This is a genomic window from Moritella sp. F3 (genome assembly GCF_015082335.1).
Lineage (GTDB): Bacteria > Pseudomonadota > Gammaproteobacteria > Enterobacterales > Moritellaceae > Moritella.
This window is the reverse complement of the sequence record NZ_BLRL01000012.1, coordinates 1-20,208: the sequence shown is the minus strand read 5'-3', so window position 1 is coordinate 20,208 and position 20,208 is coordinate 1. Positions and strand designations below refer to the sequence as shown.

The window sequence follows — 20,208 nt, the reverse complement described above, 5'->3', positions numbered from 1 at the left end:
CCCTCTGATAATATACTCAGGTATTATACCCAAGTTAATAAGGTATATACAGCTTAACTGTGAGATGGCAGTGATAAGCAAGACAAGATCACTTAAGATATTTGCTTGCTTGCCGATATAGTTCAATGAACGCACTCGCTAGAAATATGATGATAATTTGCTTGGGATGGGGAATGTTGTGGATTTAGCAACTTTAATAGGATTGGTCGGCTCGTTTGCCTTTGTTGTCATGGCAATGGTATTGGGTGGCGATATAAGCACGTTTGTTGATACGCAGTCAGTGTTGATTGTATTTATCGGCTCACTCTTTGTGGTATTGATGCATTTTAATTTTGGCCAATTTTTAGCTGCTGCAAAAATTGCGATTAAAGCATTTATGTTCAAAATCGATAAACCTGAAGAGTTAATCGAGCAAGCGGTTGAAATGGCGGATGCTGCCCGTAAAGGTGGTTTCTTAGCCCTTGAAGAAGCAGAAGTAAAAAATGAATTTATGCAAAAAGGCATCGATTTGTTAGTCGATGGTCATGATGCAACGGTTGTTAGCCAAACGTTACAGAAAGATATTAAGCTGACGACCGCGCGTCATAAGGCCGGTATCCATGTGTTTACGATGATTGGTGAAGTTGCCCCTGCGATGGGCATGATTGGTACGCTGATCGGTCTCGTTGCCATGTTGTCGAACATGGATGACCCTAAATCAATTGGCCCAGCAATGGCGGTAGCCTTATTAACCACATTATATGGTGCTGTTTTTGCCAATATGATAGCGATCCCGATCGCCGGTAAGTTGAAATTACGTTCTGAAGAAGAGATGCTCAATAACACCCTGATCATGGATGCTATTTTAGGTATTCAAGAAGGGCGAAACCCAAGGGTAATCGAAAGTTTGTTAAAAAATTACCTCAATTCATCAAAACGTGAAGTGGCCGATGGCGGCGTCTAGTGAGTAGAGAGATATCCTATGTCAGATGAATGTGATTGCCCACCTCCAGGCCTCCCCGCCTGGATGGGAACATTTGCCGATTTAATGAGCCTATTAATGTGCTTCTTTGTATTACTGCTGTCATTTTCAGAAATGGATGTAGTGAAATTTAAGCAAATTGCAGGCTCAATGCAGTTCGCATTTGGTGTCCAAAATCAAATTGATGTAAAAAACATCCCGAAAGGCACCACTGTGATCGCGCAGGAGTTTCGTCCGGGTCGTCCGGATCCCACACCAATCGAAACTATCATGCAGCACACTATTGATAACAGTGAAGCTGAATTGGATTTCAAAGATGGGGAAGATCAAAATGCGGGTGGTAAAAATAAATTAGAGGAAGACAGTAACGGCGGAAAATCGCCCGAAACCTCAACTCGTGATAATACACCAACAGAAAATGTTGAAGTGACAGAAGATACAAGTGAATTGGTTAAAGCGCTGGCTGAAGCATTAAAAGAAGAAGTGGATAGCGGTGGCGTTGAGGTTGAGAATCTAGGCCAACAAATCATCATTCGTATTAATGAAAAAGGCTCATTCCCAGCAGGATCTGCATTTTTACAACCACGATTTCGTCCTGTGATCCAAAAAGTAGCACAACTCTTGGCGACAATTCCGGGCATGATCACGATTGCCGGACATACTGGCAAAGAGCAGTTACATTCTGAGCTATACCGTTCGAAATGGGACTTATCGAGCCAGCGTGCAGTATCTGTTGCCCATGAAATGTTGAAAGTGGATGACTTTACTGAGAACCGCTTGATCGTACAGGGAATGGCAGATACGCAGCCACTCACTGATGTTGAAAGTGAGTTACGTCGTAACCGTCGTGTTGAAATTAGCATTATGCAAGGTAAAGCAAAATTATCTGAGCCGTTGAGTGTTGTTAAGTAGCGGATAAACCCCGACCGATAAAGATAAAAAATAAAAAGCTCATGGTTCTGGATTATTCCAAACTATGAGCCTTTTTTATTTTCAATTCCCTGCGTATTGAAGTTACTAACTACTAAAGCTACTGCGTGCGCGTCTTTTTTCAGCTAGCTGACATAATGCAGTTATTTGTTGCGGGGTAAATGCTTGGCTATCTCCTTGGCACTCGCCATTATCATCAATACTAAAGTTGGGGGGGGAATCCTGTAAGATGAATGTTTGCTTACGTGCTTCCTGCTGCTGAGTCGTTAAGTGCTGCTGGGCAATGTATTCTATTTGTAATTTACGTTCTTGGGCGGATAAATTATTATCGAGCTTGGCGACAGTCAGCATGTATTGATCATAATTCATCCCTTTACCAAACATGGCATCGGTTTCAGCTAATGTGAATACTTGTTCGCGCATATCTTGGCGTTCTTGCATTAATGTTTCAATGGTTAGCAAGGTATTGCTTTTTTCAGTATGACGGCCGCTATCGGTAAGTGTATTCAACTCGGGTAAATCTTGTAATGCGGTACTCTGAGCATGAAAGTCCTGCATCTGTTGTTTGTAGCCGAGGTATTTATCTAATAATGCTAATGCCTGCTGTGCGGCGGGTTGTGGGTAAGCGTACTGGATATATTGCTGCATACTGGCAATTAATTCTGCAGTCGTTAAATCGCCATCGGCGCTAAAGAAATAATCAAATAGTACTTTGATGTCGTGATTTAAAATTAATTGGTTATCTGCATCAATGTGGATCAAGCTACTTGGGTTAGTATTCTTAAGTGATTTTGGCATGTTTATATCTGCCAATTGGATTGTTTCTGTGGTTATGTTGGCGGATTTTTTGCGTAATATAATTGATGGCGTCAATCTTATTTGTTGTTCAGCGTTGTTACTTTTATCTGAACTCTTTTCGTTAGAACTCAGTCTATCTGAAATACCGCCTAGGCCAGCTATATTTCTGTTTTTTTGCTTATCCGATAATGCGTTATCAAATAGGTAAAACGCGGTGCCACTTATGAGCAAGAGGCTGATAATAGTCGCGGATTTTTTGATGCTATACATTCTATCATCCTGATAAAAGACCAAAACAACGCTCTTTTAAGCAATGGTCTGTGAATATTAACGTATCATTTTTCTAAATTGTAGCGGTTTAGTGCTAATCGTTATAAACCCTGTTGCGCGAGCATATTGGCATGTTTAGTGTAAATTGCTGGAATGTTTAACTTCCAGCTGCCAAGTCCCATTAACTGGTTAATTGCATCGAAGTGGTTGGCGTTATAATCGAGTTTGATTACTTCACCAATGGCTTGGCCACACACTGGCACTAAACCATCCCATTGAAAACCATCTGCACCTTTGTATTCTGGTACAAATAGCCCGAAGATCGGTACTAGAATGGAATCGAGCGGGTCAAGCACATTGGTGCTGTATTGATTGCCACCCCACGAGAAATATTTAATGCCATTGGATTCTGTTTGACCATAGAAAGCGGAGTCTACTTCACCTTGCTCGCCGTTGTTAATGGACATACAGTCTTGCGTTGGCATAACGGCCATATCGGTAAACTCAGCAGCATAAAGTGCAACTTGCTCACGGTCAGTGGCTTGGGCAAGACGTAATAGGTCCTGTTCACCACGTGCTGGGCTATCATAATCACCGTCACTCGCGTCTTCTTTAGCAGACAGTAACTCTAGGGTGTTAAAGACAAAGTTAATCACGGTGACACCAATTGTTTCAATGCTGCTGCCTTCTTCAATGGCGTTTCTGAAACCTTCAGAGAAGTGAGTGCCTTTGTTCATGCCATGTGAGGTAGATACAGATGCAATGCTATCGCTGACTCGTTCATCATTGGCTGCGAATCGTGATGCTAAAGCACCTTGGCTATGTGCGATAAGATTTACTTTGTCTGCGCCGGTTAACGCTAAGATCTGTTCGATATCGTAAACCAGTTCTTCGCCACGTACTTCATTCAGCTCTGAGCTTGACAGGTTTGTGACATACACCTCTGCACCTTGTTCACGCAATGCATCGGTAATGCCATACCAATAATCAATGCCGATGGCACTATCAAATGCAAATGCGCCACCGACCATCACAATAGGATATTGAGTTTTGGCAAACGTTGGTGCTGGTTTATCAAACCAACCTGCATGTGCTTGTGTCGCCATTAATGATGCGCTAGTCATTAATGTGGAAAGGACGGTTGCAAGTGTTAATTTTTTGAAGTTCCGTTTCATTTTTTATCCTCAAAGTAGTCAATAAGACAGGTTGTCTTGATTGCGGTGTTGAGCATATAAGTTCATTTTAGAAGGTGTCAATATTTGTCCGTGTTCGTTTTCGAAACAAATCGAAAGCGTGAGACCTCTCACATTAATACCGATTTTAACCATAAATTCAGGGTATTAGTCGTCAGTCATAAGTATTAATACGAGAAAATCGTTGAGTATATATTCCAATAAGGGCTAATTAAGTATATTAGCGTCACATTTAGATACTTAATCTTATCAATTGTCGTATTGCAGGTATTAACGGTTGTTGATTGATGATAGTTTAGAATATATAGCAATTAAATGAATTAATTGTTAATGTGAATACTACTCCTTTAGAGATGCTTGGTATTTCAGTTCAACAAAAATTGAAATATAAAACAAATTTAAAGGTCATGGATGTAATTGTCGTACTGGAGTTGTACATGTTAAAAAATAAAATCACCCAATCACTACTATTAGGCGCAGGTCTTGCGTTTGCTGCCACTTCCCTCACTGCTACTGCAGCAGAAGTTCCTACCGGCGTTAAGCTTGCTAAAACCCAAGAACTTGTTCGTGGTAACGGTACTGAAGTTGCGTCGTTAGACCCACAAAAAGTGGAAGGTGTGCCTGAATCGCATGTATTGCGTGACCTACTTGAAGGTCTTGTAAACCAAGATGCGAACGGTGTAACTATTCCGGGTGTGGCTGAACGCTGGGAAACTACAGATAATAAAGTATTCACTTTTTACCTACGTAAAGATGCGAAATGGTCAAATGGTGATGCTGTAACTGCTGATGATTTTGTATATAGCTTCCAACGTGCAGTTGATCCTGCCACTGCTTCACCTTATTCATGGTATTTAGATATGACTACCATGGTGAATGCGTCTGATATTATTGAAGGTAACAAAGATAAGTCTACTTTGGGTGTTAAAGCGATTGATGCCAACACATTTGAAGTAACACTCGAAACAGCAGTACCTTATTTCGTTAAAATGATGGCTCACACAACGATGAAGCCTGTACATAAAGCGACTGTTGAAAAATTCGGTGATAAATGGACTAAACCAGAAAACTTCGTTGGTAACGGTGCGTTTGTGGTGAACAAATGGGTTGTGAACGAACGCCTAGAACTAACTCGTAATGAGCAGTACTGGGATAATGCAAAAACAGTACTAAACAAAGTGACTTACTTACCAATTGAAAACCAAGTTGCGGAAATGAATCGTTTCCTATCTGGCGAAATTGACTTTACTTATGAACTGCCAAACGAGCATTTCCGTCGTTTACAGAAAGAACATGCTGATTCGGTAGCGATTAAAGGTAACTTGTGTACTTATTACTACAACTTCAATACGCATAAACCACCATTTGATGATGTGCGTGTACGTAAAGCGATTTCTTATTCTATTGATCGTAATATCGTTGCTAACGCAATTCTTGGTCAAGGCCAAAAACCTGCTTACTTCTTAACACCTGAAATTGTTGCTGATTTTAGTCCTGAGACACCTGCTTATGGCAAGCTGACTCAAAAAGAACGTAATGAAAAAGCGAAAGAGCTGTTAGCGGAAGCGGGTTACAACAAGTCAAACCCTCTCGAATTTAGCCTATTGTATAATACGTCAGAAAATCACAAGAAAATTGCAGTTGCCATTGCATCTATGTGGAAGAAAAACTTAGGCGTATCAGTAACACTGGAAAACCAAGAGTGGAAAACCTACCTAGAAACTAAAAAGCAGGGTGACTTTGAAGCCGCTCGTGCTGGTTGGTGTGGTGATTATAATGAAGCATCTACTTTCACTTCATTAATGGAAGGTAGTAATACAACAGGTGGTATCCACTACAAGAGCTCAACATACGACAAGCTAACAAAAGATGCAGTGAAAGCGACATCTGAAGCGAAACGTCAAGAGCTTTATTATGCTCAAGAAGCACTATTAACGAAAGATATGCCAATTGCTCCTATCTATCAGTATGTTACTGCACGTTTAGTTAACCCGCATGTGGGCGGCTATGCGGAAAATAACGCACAAGATCAACTTTACTCTAAAGATATGTACATCATCGCTGAGTAATAGTTTTCCATACCAAGCTGCATGTGTCATCCGCATGCAGCCTTTTCTGATATTTAAATTGTCATAGATTGAGTTAGATTATGCTTAAATTCATCTTAAAACGAATTCTAGAAGCAATACCGACGATGCTGGTATTGATCACCGTGTCTTTTTTCCTTATGCGCTTCGCCCCTGGTAGCCCATTCTCAAGTGAGAGAACACTGCCGCCACAAGTGATGGCAAACATTAATGCTAAGTATGGTTTAGACAAGCCAGTACTTGAGCAATACACCACATATCTTACTAATGTCATCCAAGGTGACTTAGGTCCTTCTTTTAAATACAAAGATTTTACTGTGAATGAGCTGGTTGCTTCGGCATTACCGGTGTCTGCAAAAATCGGTGCTTTCGCGTTTGTATTTGCACTGGTATTCGGTGTTTTTGTCGGCACGATGGCGGCCTTAAAACAAAATACGTGGTTAGACTACAGCATTATGTCAACCGCGATGATCGGGGTGGTGCTGCCTTCTTTTGTTCTCGCCCCTGCGCTTATTTATTTATTTTCTATTGATCTTGGTTGGTTCCCTGCTGGTGGTTGGTTAGATGGTTCATTTAAATACATGGTTTTACCTGTGTTAGGTATGTCGATGTTATATGTTGCTACTTTCGCACGTATTACCCGCGGTAGCATGATTGAAACCATGAACAGTAACTTTATTCGTACTGCGCGTTCGAAAGGGTTGAGCTTTCCATATATTGTGATGAAACATGCATTGAAACCAGCGATGTTACCAGTGGTGTCATACATGGGGCCTGCTTTCGTTGGTATCATCACAGGTTCTGTGGTCATTGAAACAATTTTTGGTCTACCAGGTATTGGTAAGCTGTTTGTAAACGCGGCGTTTAACCGTGATTACTCGTTGGTTATGGGTGTTACGATCCTTATCGGATTCTTGTTTATTTTATTCAATGCAGTAGTGGATATTCTACTTGCTTATGTTGATCCGAAAATTCGTTACTAAGGGATTAGGTATGTTATCTAAAACAGCAAAAGTAGAAGCGTTAAACAACTTCTCGACAAATTTAGAGATTGAAGGCCGTAGTTTATGGCAGGATGCGCGTATTCGATTTATGCGTAATAAAGCGGCGATGGTGAGCTTGTTCATCTTATTTCTGATCACGCTTTCAGTGATCTTCGTGCCTATGTTTAGCCAATATGCATTCGATGATACGGATTGGTATGCGATGCATGCGCCGCCATCTGCTGAGCATTGGTTCGGTACTGACAGTTTAGGACGTGACTTACTGGTTCGTACCTTTATTGGTGGTCGTATTTCGATGATGGTTGGTGTGATGGGCGCATTCGTTGCTGTGCTTATCGGTACTTTATACGGCGCTGCATCAGGTTTCATCGGTGGCAAAACTGACCGTGTGATGATGCGTATCCTAGAGATCCTTTACGCTATTCCGTTTATGTTCCTTGTGATCGTATTAGTGACTTTCTTTGGCCGTGACATTATCTTAATTTTTGTGGCGATTGGTGCGATTGCGTGGTTAGACATGGCGCGTATTGTCCGTGGTCAAACGTTAAGTTTACGCGGTAAAGAGTTCATCGAAGCGGCACATGTGTGTGGTGTGAGTAAGTGGGGTATTATTACCCGTCATATCGTACCTAATGTATTAGGTATTGTAGCTGTTTATTCAACACTACTTATTCCAAGCATGATTTTAACTGAATCTTTTCTTAGCTTTCTAGGCTTAGGCGTGCAAGAGCCTATGACCAGTTGGGGGGCGTTATTGCAAGAAGGTGCACAAACGATGGAACTGGCTATCTGGCAACTAGGTTTCCCAGCGCTGTTCATGATTGTCACTCTGTTCTGCTTTAACTATGTCGGCGATGGTCTACGTGACGCGCTTGATCCAAAAGACAGATAATCGCTCAATAGAATGGCTTAAAGTGAGCAGAACCTAATTTAAGTCATTCTAGCGTAAAATATATTGCTGACTACACAGTTAGATGTAGCGCTAGAACAAGATTAAGGATGTCAGATGAGTTTACTAGATGTTAAAGACCTACGCGTTGAGTTTACTACCCAAGACGGTAATGTAACTGCAGTTAATGATTTAAATTTTTCTCTAAGCCCTGGTGAAACGCTGGGCATTGTTGGCGAGTCTGGTTCGGGCAAATCTCAGACCGTATTTGCGATTATGGGATTACTGGCAAAAAACGGTATTATTACTGGTAGTGCTAAGTTCGAAGGTAAAGAAATTTTAAATTTACCGGAAAAAGAACTTAACCATGTTCGTGCAGAACAAATCGCAATGATTTTCCAAGACCCAATGACATCATTGAACCCTTACATGAAGGTCAGTGAACAGATGATGGAAGTACTTATTCATCATAAAGGTATGTCACGTAAAGAAGCGTTTGAAGAATCAGTATTCATGCTGGAATCGGTAAAGATCCCGGAAGCGCGTATGCGTATTAATATGTACCCACATGAATTTTCGGGTGGCATGCGCCAACGTGTCATGATTGCGATGGCGTTGTTATGTCGTCCGAAGTTATTGATTGCTGATGAACCAACAACGGCATTGGACGTAACGATCCAGGCGCAAATCATGCAGTTGTTGAATGAATTGAAAGATAAATTTAATACCGCGATTATTATGATCACCCATGATTTAGGTGTGGTTGCCGGTAGTTGTGACAAAGTATTGGTGATGTATGCTGGTCGTACGATGGAGTATGGCAAGGTGAATGACATCTTCTATACACCAAGCCACCCTTATACAGAGGGGCTACTTAAGTCTATTCCACGTTTAGATACCGAAGGTGATATTTTACCGACTATTCCGGGTAATCCACCTAACTTGTTATCATTGCCAAAAGGCTGTGCGTATCAAGATCGTTGTCATCGAGCACAAGAAAACTGCCAACAAGAACAACCACAATTAATCCCATTCGCTGGCGACCGTTTACGTGCCTGCTTCTCAGACCAGGGGACATGGTAATGACTGTTATTGAAAAACAACAAGTATCAACAGAGCAGGCTGTAGCAACAAAACAACAGAAAGTTGCTGTACAAACAGTAAAGAAAGAACTGCTACTCGAAGTGGACAATCTGAAGGTTCAATTTGATATTCCGTCTAAGTCATTTTGGCCTTGGGCGCCACCGACACCACTGAAAGCGGTTGATGGTGTGAGTATCAAGTTATACGAAGGTGAAACATTAGGCGTCGTTGGGGAATCTGGTTGTGGTAAATCAACCTTTGCCCGTGCTCTCATTGGTTTAGTGCCAGCTGCAGCCGGTAATGTGGTTTGGTTAGGCCAAGATCTAACACGTTTACCGCACAACGAAATGCGTGAAAAACGTAAAGAAATTCAAATGATTTTCCAAGATCCGTTAGCGTCGCTTAACCCGCGTATGACGGTGGGTGATATTATTGCTGAGCCGCTACGTACTTTCTTTCCTCGTCTGACTAAAGATGAAGTGAGAGAGGAGGTTAAAGAGATGATGACGAAGGTAGGTTTATTACCGAACGTGATCAATCGTTACCCACATGAGTTCTCTGGTGGTCAGTGTCAGCGTATTGGTATTGCCCGTGCGCTTATCTTAAAGCCTAAGATGATCATTTGTGATGAACCGGTATCTGCTTTGGATGTATCGATACAAGCACAGGTAGTGAATTTATTGCAATCATTGCAAAAAGAACTGGGTTTAAGCCTGATCTTTATTGCCCATGATTTATCGATTGTGAAACACATTTCCGATCGTGTATTAGTGATGTATCTGGGTAATGCTGTTGAATTGGGTGAGTCAAAAGCCTTGTTTGCAGAGCCTAAACACCCATATACCAAAGCCTTGATGTCTGCAGTGCCGATCCCAGATCCGATACTGGAACGTCAGAAGAAAATTGAAATGCTAGAAGGTGATTTACCGTCGCCACTCAATCCGCCATCAGGCTGTGTGTTCCGTACGCGTTGCCCTGTAGCTAAAGCAAGTTGTGCAGAGACGAAACCGACGTTAGTCGGTGATGAAGTACATTCTGTGTCTTGTTTGCTGGTGGCTTAATGCCTTTATCGAGATAAGGCGATTGAAAATAACATAAAATAGTCATAATCTTCTATACCTGTCAGCAACGTGTTGATGGGTATTTTTTTGTCTTTCCCCCAGATTACGGATAATTATATGAAACTTAAAAATATAGCGCTTTCTGCTTTAACCATTGCTATTGCAACGGGTTGCGCTACAACAGACCAACAACCTCAGCACGAATGGATACAAGATAAAGAATATAACCTGACGATCCTGCACACCAATGATAACCACGGTAATTTCTGGCAGAACAAATACGGTGAACGGGGCATGGCTGCACGTGCAACCCTTATCAATAGCATCCGCGCTGAAGTAAAATCTGAAGGCGGCTCTGTATTATTGTTATCTGGTGGCGATATTAATACCGGTGTACCGGAATCAGACTTGCAAGATGCAGAACCTGATTTTATCGGTATGAATATGATTGGTTATGATGCGATGACATTAGGTAATCATGAGTTTGATAATTCACTTGATGTGTTAGCTAAGCAAGAAGGCTGGGCAAACTTCCCATTCATTTCTGCGAATATCTATAAAGATGGCGAGCGCATGTTCGACGCTTACAAGATCTTTAATAAAGACGGTGTCAAGATCGCTGTTATCGGTTTAACGACAGAAGACACTGCCAAGATTGGTAACCCTGAATTTATCAGTGAATTAGAATTCCGCGATCCGAAAGTGGAAGCGAAAGCATTAATTGCTGAATTGAAAGCAACTGAAAATCCAGATGTGATAATTGCTGCAACGCATATGGGCCATTACTTAAATGGTGATAACGGTTCAAATGCACCGGGCGATGTGCAGTTAGCGCGTTACCTTAACGAAGGCGATCTAGATATGATTGTCGGTGGTCACTCACAAGAACCTGTGTGTATGGAAGGCGCTGAATACGCAAACTTCAAACCAGGTCAAGACTGTACACCCGATGTGCAAAACGGTACTGACATTGTACAAGCACACGAATGGGGAAAATATGTGGGCCGTGCAGATTACACCTTCAAAAATGGTGAATTTACACTGGCATCGTACAACCTTATTCCTGTTAACTTAAAGCAAAAAGTCAACGTTGACGGTAAGAAAACGCGTGTGTTTATCCAAGACGAGATTGTGCAAGATCCAAGTGTACTTGCAACATTAAAACCGTTCCAAGAAAAAGGCCAAGACGCGCTAAATATCAAGATTGGTAATTCCAATGGTTTGTTACAAGGTGACCGTGACGAGGTACGTAACAACCAAACTAATCTAGGCCGTTTAATTGCAACGGCACATATGGAACGCGCTAAAGCTGATTTCGGTATTATGAATTCAGGTGGTGTACGTGCGTCAATCGATGCTGGAGACATTACATATAAAGATGTATTAACGGTACAACCGTTTGGCAATATCATCACGTATGTTGATATGACGGGTAGCGAGGTAATGGATTACTTAAACGTCGTTGGTACTAAGCAGAAAGATTCTGGTGCATTCGCGCAATTTGCTGGTATCTCGATGACTGTTGCAAACGACAAAGTATCTAACGTGGTGATTAAAGGTAAAGCGATTGATTTAGCGAAGTCATACCGTTTCACTATTCCATCGTTTAACGCTGCTGGTGGTGATGGTTATCCAAAAATATCTACGCATTCCGCATTTGTTAACACAGGTTATGTTGATGCTGAAGTACTGAAAGAATACATTGAAGCTAACTCACCGATTAACGTTGCTGATTTCGCTCCGAAAAATGGCATGGTTTATAAATAAGATTACGGTGTAGTTTTACTACAATGTGATGTTATAAAGTAGGATTATTAAAAAAGGCTAATAAACAGTGTTTATTAGCCTTTCATATAACATATTTTAGAATTAGTAACTATTAATTACCCCAGATCTCGCTTACATATTCAGGGTGATCAACGAATGGATTACGGTTACCTTGATACTGGAATGCCGCATCATTACGATATTCTTCTTTTGTACTAACAGGATCGTTAGTATGCCACTCTTTCAACATAGCGATAACCCAAGGTTCAAATACAGCGTCTGTGCTACCATTTAATACAGCATCTGAGTTCGTAGAGTTAGTTTCCCAAGAACCAATCGTATTTTCATAGCGAGTCGCCATGTAAAAATAGGCTCTTGCTAAATCACCTTTAAACTCATCGATTGGTTCAAACACTGTATCGCCTGTAAAGCCTAATGTAACTAAGTTAGCTGTCGGTGAGCCTAATTTACTGCCATTAGATGATGTGAAAGTCGCTGTATCAACTTCGCCGTATGGGAAATTACTACGTTTACCATTCACGTAACCGTCTGTTGCGAAGAGGTGATGAACATCGCTATACATTGGGTACTTATCATCAAACCAACTTTTCGGGAAAGAATGTTCACGATTATAACAATCACCTTCTGCTTTGTAATTACCACATTGCTTAACTATTGGATCAAAGTTATAGCTGTCTGAAGCTGATGGGATTTCAGAGTACATATCTAAGATAGTATTATCGTTTTCATAATAAGTATCTAATGAATATGTAGACATGAAAGTCCATAAATCATTATATGTTTTGTTCGTATGACCTTTAATTATATCATAAAGTGCTGTTTTTAATTCAAAACCAGTTTTTCCTTCAGCACTTTGATAATATGCTTTTAAAGCTTCAGGGTTTTTACCAATAGCTGGTGGTGGTAAAAGAGGAGCTGGTTCTTTAGCTTCGCCTGTTGCTAATAATACTAGATTATCAATATAAACGATTTCTTCATTATCAAAGGTACCGCTTACAGAATAAAAGCGCGTCCCAATTTCAATATTTTTATCTTCAGTCGGTTTGTATTCAAAGCTAATTTCTTGCCATTGATTGACTAAGCTAGGATCTGAATACACATTTACATAATCAGCTAGGTAAAGTCGAGTTTTCACTCCGCCTTCGGTATGATAAATCGACATAGAGAGAGTATATGTTTTACCATTGACCACATCGATACTTTGACGGAAATCAGCTTTAGTTTTAGTCACTGTAAAAGCGCCAGAATTTAAACCGGTTGTAAAAATTGTACTATCTTGTGCAACCGCGACTCCCCAAGTATCAATCGTCGTCCAGCCAGTGGGGGTTGTAGGATCAGTAAAAATTTCGAAACTACCATTAACTGCAACATCGACACCGACAGGTGTTTCCTGTCCGACAGTTGTAACACTACTCATTGTTGATTTATCGTCACTACTATCACCGCATGCAGCTAGTGAGGTAAGTGATAATAGCAGTATGGCTATTTTAGTTTTGTTATTCATATTTAATTGCCTATAAATTTTAACTTAAAAGAGACTGTTCACGACAGCGTAATAGCAATCACTAAAGTAATAAGTGATTGCTCGTTTGTCGTTAAATTAGGTAGTTATTTGTTACGCTTTAATCCGACGTGAAAAACCTACACCCAATAGTGATAAAATGCCAAAAAGACTAAATGAACCACCGCTATTATCGCTTTCAGGTATGACAATTTGGGGAGTTAATGAGTCTGATTTGACTACTTCAATTGTCATTGATTGGCCATGTGCAGGCATCTCTTTACCATCTCGTACTAATTTCATTGTTGCGCTGTAAGTACCTGCTTTAATACCGTCGACTTCAATATGCACTAATGATTGACCATCTTTAGTGACTGCGACTGTAGGAAGTAATACGTCACTCATATCAACACTTGATGATAATGATATTTCTGCTGTGTCTCCTGCTTTTACTGATGCTGAGGCCGGAATACTATAAGGAATACTAATCGCTCCACTTTCAATCACGAGGTGGACAGCTTCGCCATTACTTACTTCGCCATATTTATACGATATAGACATAATCGCAGGATCATGATCTGATGAACGATATGAATCGTCTACAACAAAGTTAGTCGAGCCGTTTTCACCTTTTGAATATACAAGGCCTTTTGTCTCATCGAGACGATATGTACTGTAATCGTAATAGACTGATTCAGCAGCATTGATGTGCCAATCAGTCGCATCAATAAGACGAGACTCTAATGACGGGGTAATTAAGATATGATCGAGAGAGCCAATTGAATCATCGTATGCATAACTCCAGCTAACGTGCCCACGCTCCTTGTCTTTCTTATCTACGGCACTAATGTAACCATATGTTTTATTCACGACAATCGGCTCGCCAGTATTATTAAACTGTGGGGTTTTACCAATAAAAGTATCACGCGCAGTTTTGATTATTTTTTGGGTAACATTCTCTGTTAACACTAAAATAGGATCTTCTTTGGCGTATGAATTCATATCGCCAATGACGACACGATCACCACCTATTTTTTCTAATTCGTCACCGAGTTGAACCGCCGCTGCGACACGGAAATTCTCACATTGGCCCTGGAAATCTAAATCAGGGGCGTCATCATTCCCTTGAGAATTTGTATATTGGCCTGCGTCATTAAATTGATCTTCACTAAAATCGACACCTTCCCAATCTTCATGGCAGGTTGAACCTTTTGATTTAAAGTGATTCACTGCAACAGTCAGATGTTTACTTGTTTGGTTTATCACAAATGTTGCTGCGACGGTATCGCGTTGGTAATTATCTCCACTTTCTAATGTTTGACCTTTTTGATCTTTCACCACAACATTGTTGTAATCCACTGTTGCCGGAGCATGTTGCTGTGGCATCTGGATGATCTTAGTGCTTTTGATACTGACTTTTGACGGGCGATAGATAATGCCTGAAGTAATAACATCAGAACCAATAGAATCTAGTTCATCTAATACGGTGTCACCATTTGAATCGAAGCCAATAAATGCATACTTATTAACTGACGATTCAGGGTCATTCTTATCTTCAGGTCTTGGGTTGTAATATTTAGCATTAATTGCTTCTACAAATTCAGCAATTGTACCTGTATCTGAGAAACCATTATTTTCTATTTCCATTAAGCCAACAATATCAGCATTTAAGCCATAAACAGCTTCTACTAGCTTGGCTTTCTGATGTTGATATTCTGACTCAGTATTTGCGCCACGACTTCCGCCATGTAAGTTATCTGCACCGCCAAATGGAGAGTTGAATAAATTCAATACATTTTGAGTCGCAATTTTGATAGCAAAATATCCATCTTCTACCGTTGTGCTAAGCGTTGGTTTTGCTGGTCGCTCAGTTCGATCGAAGTTGGAACTATCAACTTCCTTTGTCACAAGTAGTTTATAGCCGAACTCACTTTCTACAATAATACCTTGTATCGTTTTGATCTTATCATTAATACGAATAGCGTTATTGGCGGAATCAGTATGGAAGGTTGGGTAATAAGCGATGGTGCCATCTTCTGCAGGGAAGACACTGTCAATGATTAGTGTATTACTGACGTTATCTAATTGTTGTTTTCCAGCAAATGAGGTTCCTGCAACAAACTCTTGGTTTGGCTGAACGTTAGCACGCTTGTAAGAAGCACTCATGTTATTCGTGTAGCCGTTGACGTTAAATCCAAAGCTACGCGTGATCACTAAGCTCTGATCTTCAGCTTCGTCATCATTAACGTCAATGTTAATGATGACTTCTTTGCCTACATAGCGTGCAAGCGCAGTTATGAATGAGCCTTCGTCATCAGCTGTCATTTTGAACACTTCAGGATCAGCCGGTAAAGCCGCTGGGCTGCCATATGTTGGAGTCCCTAAATCAGCAAATCCATTGGCTGTCGTATCGAGCCAGTTTTCTTCAATGTATCTGATTGTATCGCCACTTGGAGTTGAACCGTCATTCGCTAAACGACGTGTAAACGATTTATTTTCACCCCATTTTGTACCATTGACACCAATAACATCGACGACATTAACCCCACGTTTTAATAATACTTGGTCATCACCACTAAATCCTAAGTGGTTGTATTTGTGTTCGTCAAGATACTTATAGCTAGTCGCTGCGACTTTTGCACCTGTAATTTTAGCTATCTCGTCAGCAGCCATTAGTCGATCATAGATAACTAATGTTCCGCCTGCGGGTATTGATTGTCCAGTGAAGATATTCTTACCATCTGGATTTAAAATTTGATTAGAATATGAGCTGTATTCAAGCGTGTCTTCATCTTTAAACGTATAGTTACTCGTGCCTGTATTGGTTAATTCAATTACGTTACTGTTATAACTAGTACTTTCTATATATTCAGTAATGATAATATCATTCATATCAGCTTGAGCACTTGCTGATAATACGCCGCCGATTGTGAGGGCTAATAATTTCTTTTTCATAATTTACCTTAAATTCGTTAACTGGTTCTACATCGAAATGATGGAAATACTAGAAGTAAACGCGTGCGTAAGCGTAAGCATCTTGTGCGGCTTCGCCGAAGTTGCCTTCAATCGCGAAAATAACTGAGCTTGATGGGCGGAAGTTTACGCCGACAGTGCTCCAAGTACGCTCGTCGCCCCAAGAATATGGAGTCGCGTCGTACTCTGCATTATCGATAGCCCATTGCTCATATTCTTCGAAGTTATAAGAACCAGTTAATTCCCATTTAGGCGTAAGTTTGTAACTTGCAGATGCTAATGCACCTTTGTTTCTAAAGGTTTGGTAGTCGTTGTACAATTTGATCTTGTTTAGTGGATCAGTAACATCAACAGTGGTGTCTTCTTCAGATTTATCTTCATCTTCGATATAACCGTTAAGTCCCAATGTGATCGAATCAGTCACGTTTATACGCATACCAAAGCCCGCTAATTGTTGTTTACCGTATTTAGACTCACCAGCAGAGCCGGCACGTTGCTCAACGCCTATAACCGCTGATACGATGTCACCAAAATAACCTACATACCCATTAACTACGTCGCCCAGTACAGCGCCAGACGATGATTCAGCTTGATATGAATAAGAAGTACCTAATTTAATTTTCCAGATTTTCCCTTCATACTTGATAGTATTCGCCTGATCACCTGCTTCTCCAGTTTCTACTGTGGTATCAAATGTTAAGTCACCGTATTTATCATAATCATCAAAGGCGGTATCGGTGATACCGACTTCAATAGCATGGTCTTCAGTGATGTGGTAACCGATGAACATTTTGTCGATACTTAGTACCATATCACCCGATCCGCCAATCCAGTTTTCACGTTCGTAATCTAACTCAAGACGGTAGTAAACTTCTTGGTAATTACCTTTTACACCCAGAGTTGCAAAGCTATCGTCGATGTAATCTTTTTCTTCATCCCCATAACCTTTGTTATTACCAGCGATAGGTGATTGATAAAATTCACCATAATCATAATCAGGACCAAAATGGCCGCCGACACCGACTTCTCCGTAAAGTTTAAGAGTGTCACCGTTGTCATTTTTATAGATTGTTGCGGCTTGTGCTGCGGCACCTACAAATAACGTAGAGACGGCTAGAGCAAGAGCTGTTTTCTTTAACATTTTTATGCCTCATTAAAATTGCCACACGTAGATGTGCGGCTTTTATTTTTATTTTTATATTGGTTTAGGATTCTTAATTACTGAGAGGAAATTTCATCTTTTGGTGCGAACTCATCGATGTTGATCGGTGAGTTTGCTTGGATATAGTCTTTTAGCACTTCAGCATCAACATAACCTGTGTTTACAAATGCGGGGTGTGCAGTGATGTTTGGATAGCCATCACCGCCTGCGGCGTTAAATGATGGAATAGTGAAACGGTAGGTTGCTGTTGTATCTAGTGCTTTACCTGAAATAACAACATTTGTAACTTGGTCTCCTGCAACAGTCATTTGGATACCTGCGAACTGAGCATAAGCACCTGAATCACGGGTCTTAGTGCCCACTATATTCAGGTAATCCATGATTTCTGCGCCAGACATATCAACATATGTAATGATATTGCCAAACGGTTGAACAGTTAATACGTCTTTATAAGAGATATTACCTGCTTCGATTGAGGCTCGTACACCACCAGAATTCATTATTGCAAAGTCAGCTTTAGCACGTTGCATATGCGATGTTGCAATTAAACGGCCTAGGTTTGTTTGGTTATTACGAACGATTTTACGTTCACCTTGAAGGACACCATTACTTTGACCGATCTGGATATTTAGCGCGTCTTGGCCTTTATCTTGGAAAGGTTTTAACGCATTAAATACGGCTTGGTCCTGTGCTATTTCATCTTGGATAAGTACGCGTACTTTTTTACCTTCGGCATTTTTAATTTTTGTCTTTAAGTTAACTGGAATGAGGTTGTACGATTGCAGTGTGAACTCACCATTTATAAAGGTGTAATCTGCACGGCCCACATATTTTCCCCATTCGTGTGCTTGTACAATGTCAGTACCGTTTTGCACATCGGGTGCACAGTCTTGACCTGGTTTGAAGTTTGCGTATTCAGCGCCTTCCATACACACAGGTTCTTGTGAATGACCGCCGACGATCATATCTAAATCGCCTTCGTTAAGATAACGCGCTAACTGTACATCACCCGGTGCATTTGAACCGTTATCACCGTTTAGGTAATGGCCTATATGCGTTGCAGCAATTATTACATCTGGATTTTCAGTTGCTTTCAATTCAGCTATTAATGCTTTAGCTTCCACTTTCGGATCGCGGAATTCTAATTCGCTAATAAATTCAGGGTTACCAATTTTGGCAGTATCTTCTGTCGTTAAACCAATAACAGCAATCTTGATACCGTCTTTGTTAAATATCTTGTAAGCATCAAACATACGCTTACCATTTTTATAGATATTTGCAGAGATGAATGGGAAGTTTGCCCAGCCTTCTTGCTTTGCTAGTACATCAAGTGTGTTATCGAATTCATGATTACCTAATGTCATTGCATCGTAACCAATCATGTTCATACCAATAAAATCTGGTTCGGCGTCTTGCAAGTCTGATTCTGGAACTCCGGTATTTATATCACCACCAGAGAGTAGTAAGACTGAGCCTCCTTCAGCTTGGACTTCATTACGGATGTTGTTTACGAGTGTTGCACGCGCAGCCATGCCGCGTTCACCGTATTTATTTTGCCAGAAGTTACCGTGATTATCGTTGGTATGTAAAATTGTCAGGTTGTATTCTTTATCTTGGATCCAATCCTGATTGAACGCTGCACTATTAGTCTGGTTGGTATTTGAACTGGAACAGCCTGTAGCCACTGCCAGTGCCAAGGCGGTTAAAGCGAGGTTTTTATAAGTCATAATGTTATGCCTAAAAATATTAATTACTGTAAAAATTCAAGCCTTCAAGATTGAATTGAAGATAAGGTTATACGGCTAAATTATTTACTCTAAGAATGTCAACAATCGTTACCACTATCTCTCTCACGATCAATATCACTGTTGTTATGGCTTAATATAGGGAAATCAACTATACATCAATGTTTGAAATAGCCAAGTTTGTGGCAATTTAAATACTGTAAGTGTGATTTAGAGCTATTGCTTTATCATTTTTCGTTAAAAAAACAAAACATTCGTCATACATTATTTATACATTTTATTTGTAGGTTGGAGATTCAATGTCTTCTTTTACAAGGGGTTAGTTTGTTGATGTTGTTTTTTTGGTTTTTTTATAACTTAATTTGTGAGTTTGATTTACTTTTTGATGTGTTGATTATGTTGGTGGATTAGTTTTTTTTACAAATTTAGGAGGTGTTACTGCTGGTGTGCTGGTTTAGCATAAAATCCCGTTTGTGTTTTTGGTTAATTAATCTTATTTTGATACTTTGAAGTGACCTATGATGATTTTTAACGGTAGCTATTGATTATTTTATCTATGTTTATTATGTACAATATATTTTATTTATTGGTTGATTATCCGGTTTTAAAATATGGATAGTTTTTAAACTACTCATGGTCGTTTGCATTTCTTTTCCTTTATTTACAGTTGTTTACGTTTCATTGTTGTTTTTCACCTTTGCTTTTTTTATTTTATAGACTAAGTGTAAATAAGCTTAAATTTAAATTTAAGCTTATTTACATA

Annotated in this window: 14 protein-coding genes; 8 read left to right on the top strand and 6 right to left on the bottom strand. The window is 40.2% G+C overall.

Going from position 1 to position 20,208, the window contains the following annotated elements; genetic code table 11:
* Window positions 1-178: 178 nt before the first annotated feature.
* Both pomA and JFU56_RS17155 read left to right on the top strand, forming a co-directional pair.
* A complete protein-coding gene (pomA, locus tag JFU56_RS17160) occupies window positions 179-943 on the top strand; it encodes a flagellar motor protein PomA (protein ID WP_198438494.1) in 765 nt (254 codons plus the stop codon).
* A gap of 18 nt (window positions 944-961) precedes the next feature.
* Window positions 962-1,873, top strand: a complete 912-nt coding sequence (locus JFU56_RS17155; protein WP_198438493.1) for a flagellar motor protein MotB — start codon at window positions 962-964, stop codon at window positions 1,871-1,873.
* A 105-nt stretch (window positions 1,874-1,978) separates the two neighbouring features.
* On the opposite strand, the gene JFU56_RS17150 is transcribed toward JFU56_RS17155, so the two are convergent.
* Window positions 1,979-2,959, bottom strand: coding sequence for a lipase secretion chaperone (locus JFU56_RS17150; RefSeq protein WP_198438492.1), 981 nt, complete (start codon window positions 2,957-2,959; stop codon window positions 1,979-1,981).
* A 101-nt stretch (window positions 2,960-3,060) separates the two neighbouring features.
* The gene (locus tag JFU56_RS17145; RefSeq protein WP_198438491.1) at window positions 3,061-4,134 is read right to left on the bottom strand and encodes a triacylglycerol lipase; all 1,074 of its coding nucleotides are present in this window, start codon (window positions 4,132-4,134) and stop codon (window positions 3,061-3,063) included.
* Window positions 4,135-4,589: 455 nt separating this feature from the next.
* Between JFU56_RS17145 and JFU56_RS17140 the strand changes: the two genes are divergently transcribed.
* From JFU56_RS17140 to ushA (JFU56_RS17115), 6 genes are all read left to right on the top strand, one after another.
* A complete protein-coding gene (locus JFU56_RS17140; RefSeq protein WP_198438490.1) occupies window positions 4,590-6,221 on the top strand; it encodes an ABC transporter substrate-binding protein in 1,632 nt (543 codons plus the stop codon).
* A gap of 80 nt (window positions 6,222-6,301) precedes the next feature.
* Window positions 6,302-7,222, top strand: a complete 921-nt coding sequence (gene oppB / locus JFU56_RS17135) for an oligopeptide ABC transporter permease OppB (protein ID WP_198438489.1) — start codon at window positions 6,302-6,304, stop codon at window positions 7,220-7,222.
* Between the two features lie 10 nt (window positions 7,223-7,232).
* Window positions 7,233-8,135: an oligopeptide ABC transporter permease OppC gene (oppC, locus tag JFU56_RS17130; protein ID WP_198438488.1), complete on the top strand. Its 903-nt coding sequence runs from the start codon at window positions 7,233-7,235 to the stop codon at window positions 8,133-8,135.
* Window positions 8,136-8,249: 114 nt separating this feature from the next.
* Window positions 8,250-9,215 (top strand): ABC transporter ATP-binding protein, encoded by a 966-nt coding sequence (locus JFU56_RS17125; RefSeq protein ID WP_019440443.1) that lies wholly within the window; start codon window positions 8,250-8,252, stop codon window positions 9,213-9,215.
* A complete protein-coding gene (gene oppF / locus JFU56_RS17120; protein WP_198438487.1) occupies window positions 9,215-10,276 on the top strand; it encodes a murein tripeptide/oligopeptide ABC transporter ATP binding protein OppF in 1,062 nt (353 codons plus the stop codon). Before JFU56_RS17125 ends, oppF begins: the two co-directional genes overlap by 1 nt.
* 117 nt (window positions 10,277-10,393) lie before the next feature.
* A complete protein-coding gene (gene ushA / locus JFU56_RS17115) occupies window positions 10,394-12,043 on the top strand; it encodes a bifunctional UDP-sugar hydrolase/5'-nucleotidase UshA (protein ID WP_198438486.1) in 1,650 nt (549 codons plus the stop codon).
* Between the two features lie 112 nt (window positions 12,044-12,155).
* On the opposite strand, the gene JFU56_RS17110 is transcribed toward ushA (JFU56_RS17115), so the two are convergent.
* The 4 genes from JFU56_RS17110 to ushA (JFU56_RS17095) form a co-directional block, all read right to left on the bottom strand.
* Window positions 12,156-13,568, bottom strand: coding sequence for an endonuclease (locus JFU56_RS17110; RefSeq protein WP_198438485.1), 1,413 nt, complete (start codon window positions 13,566-13,568; stop codon window positions 12,156-12,158).
* Window positions 13,569-13,679: 111 nt separating this feature from the next.
* A complete protein-coding gene (locus JFU56_RS17105; protein ID WP_198438484.1) occupies window positions 13,680-16,520 on the bottom strand; it encodes an ExeM/NucH family extracellular endonuclease in 2,841 nt (946 codons plus the stop codon).
* 49 nt (window positions 16,521-16,569) lie between these two features.
* Complete coding sequence (locus JFU56_RS17100; protein WP_198438483.1) at window positions 16,570-17,679, bottom strand: porin; 1,110 nt, start codon at window positions 17,677-17,679, stop codon at window positions 16,570-16,572.
* Window positions 17,680-17,756: 77 nt separating this feature from the next.
* Complete coding sequence (gene ushA / locus JFU56_RS17095) at window positions 17,757-19,427, bottom strand: bifunctional UDP-sugar hydrolase/5'-nucleotidase UshA (protein ID WP_198438482.1); 1,671 nt, start codon at window positions 19,425-19,427, stop codon at window positions 17,757-17,759.
* Between the last annotated feature and the right edge of the window lie 781 nt (window positions 19,428-20,208).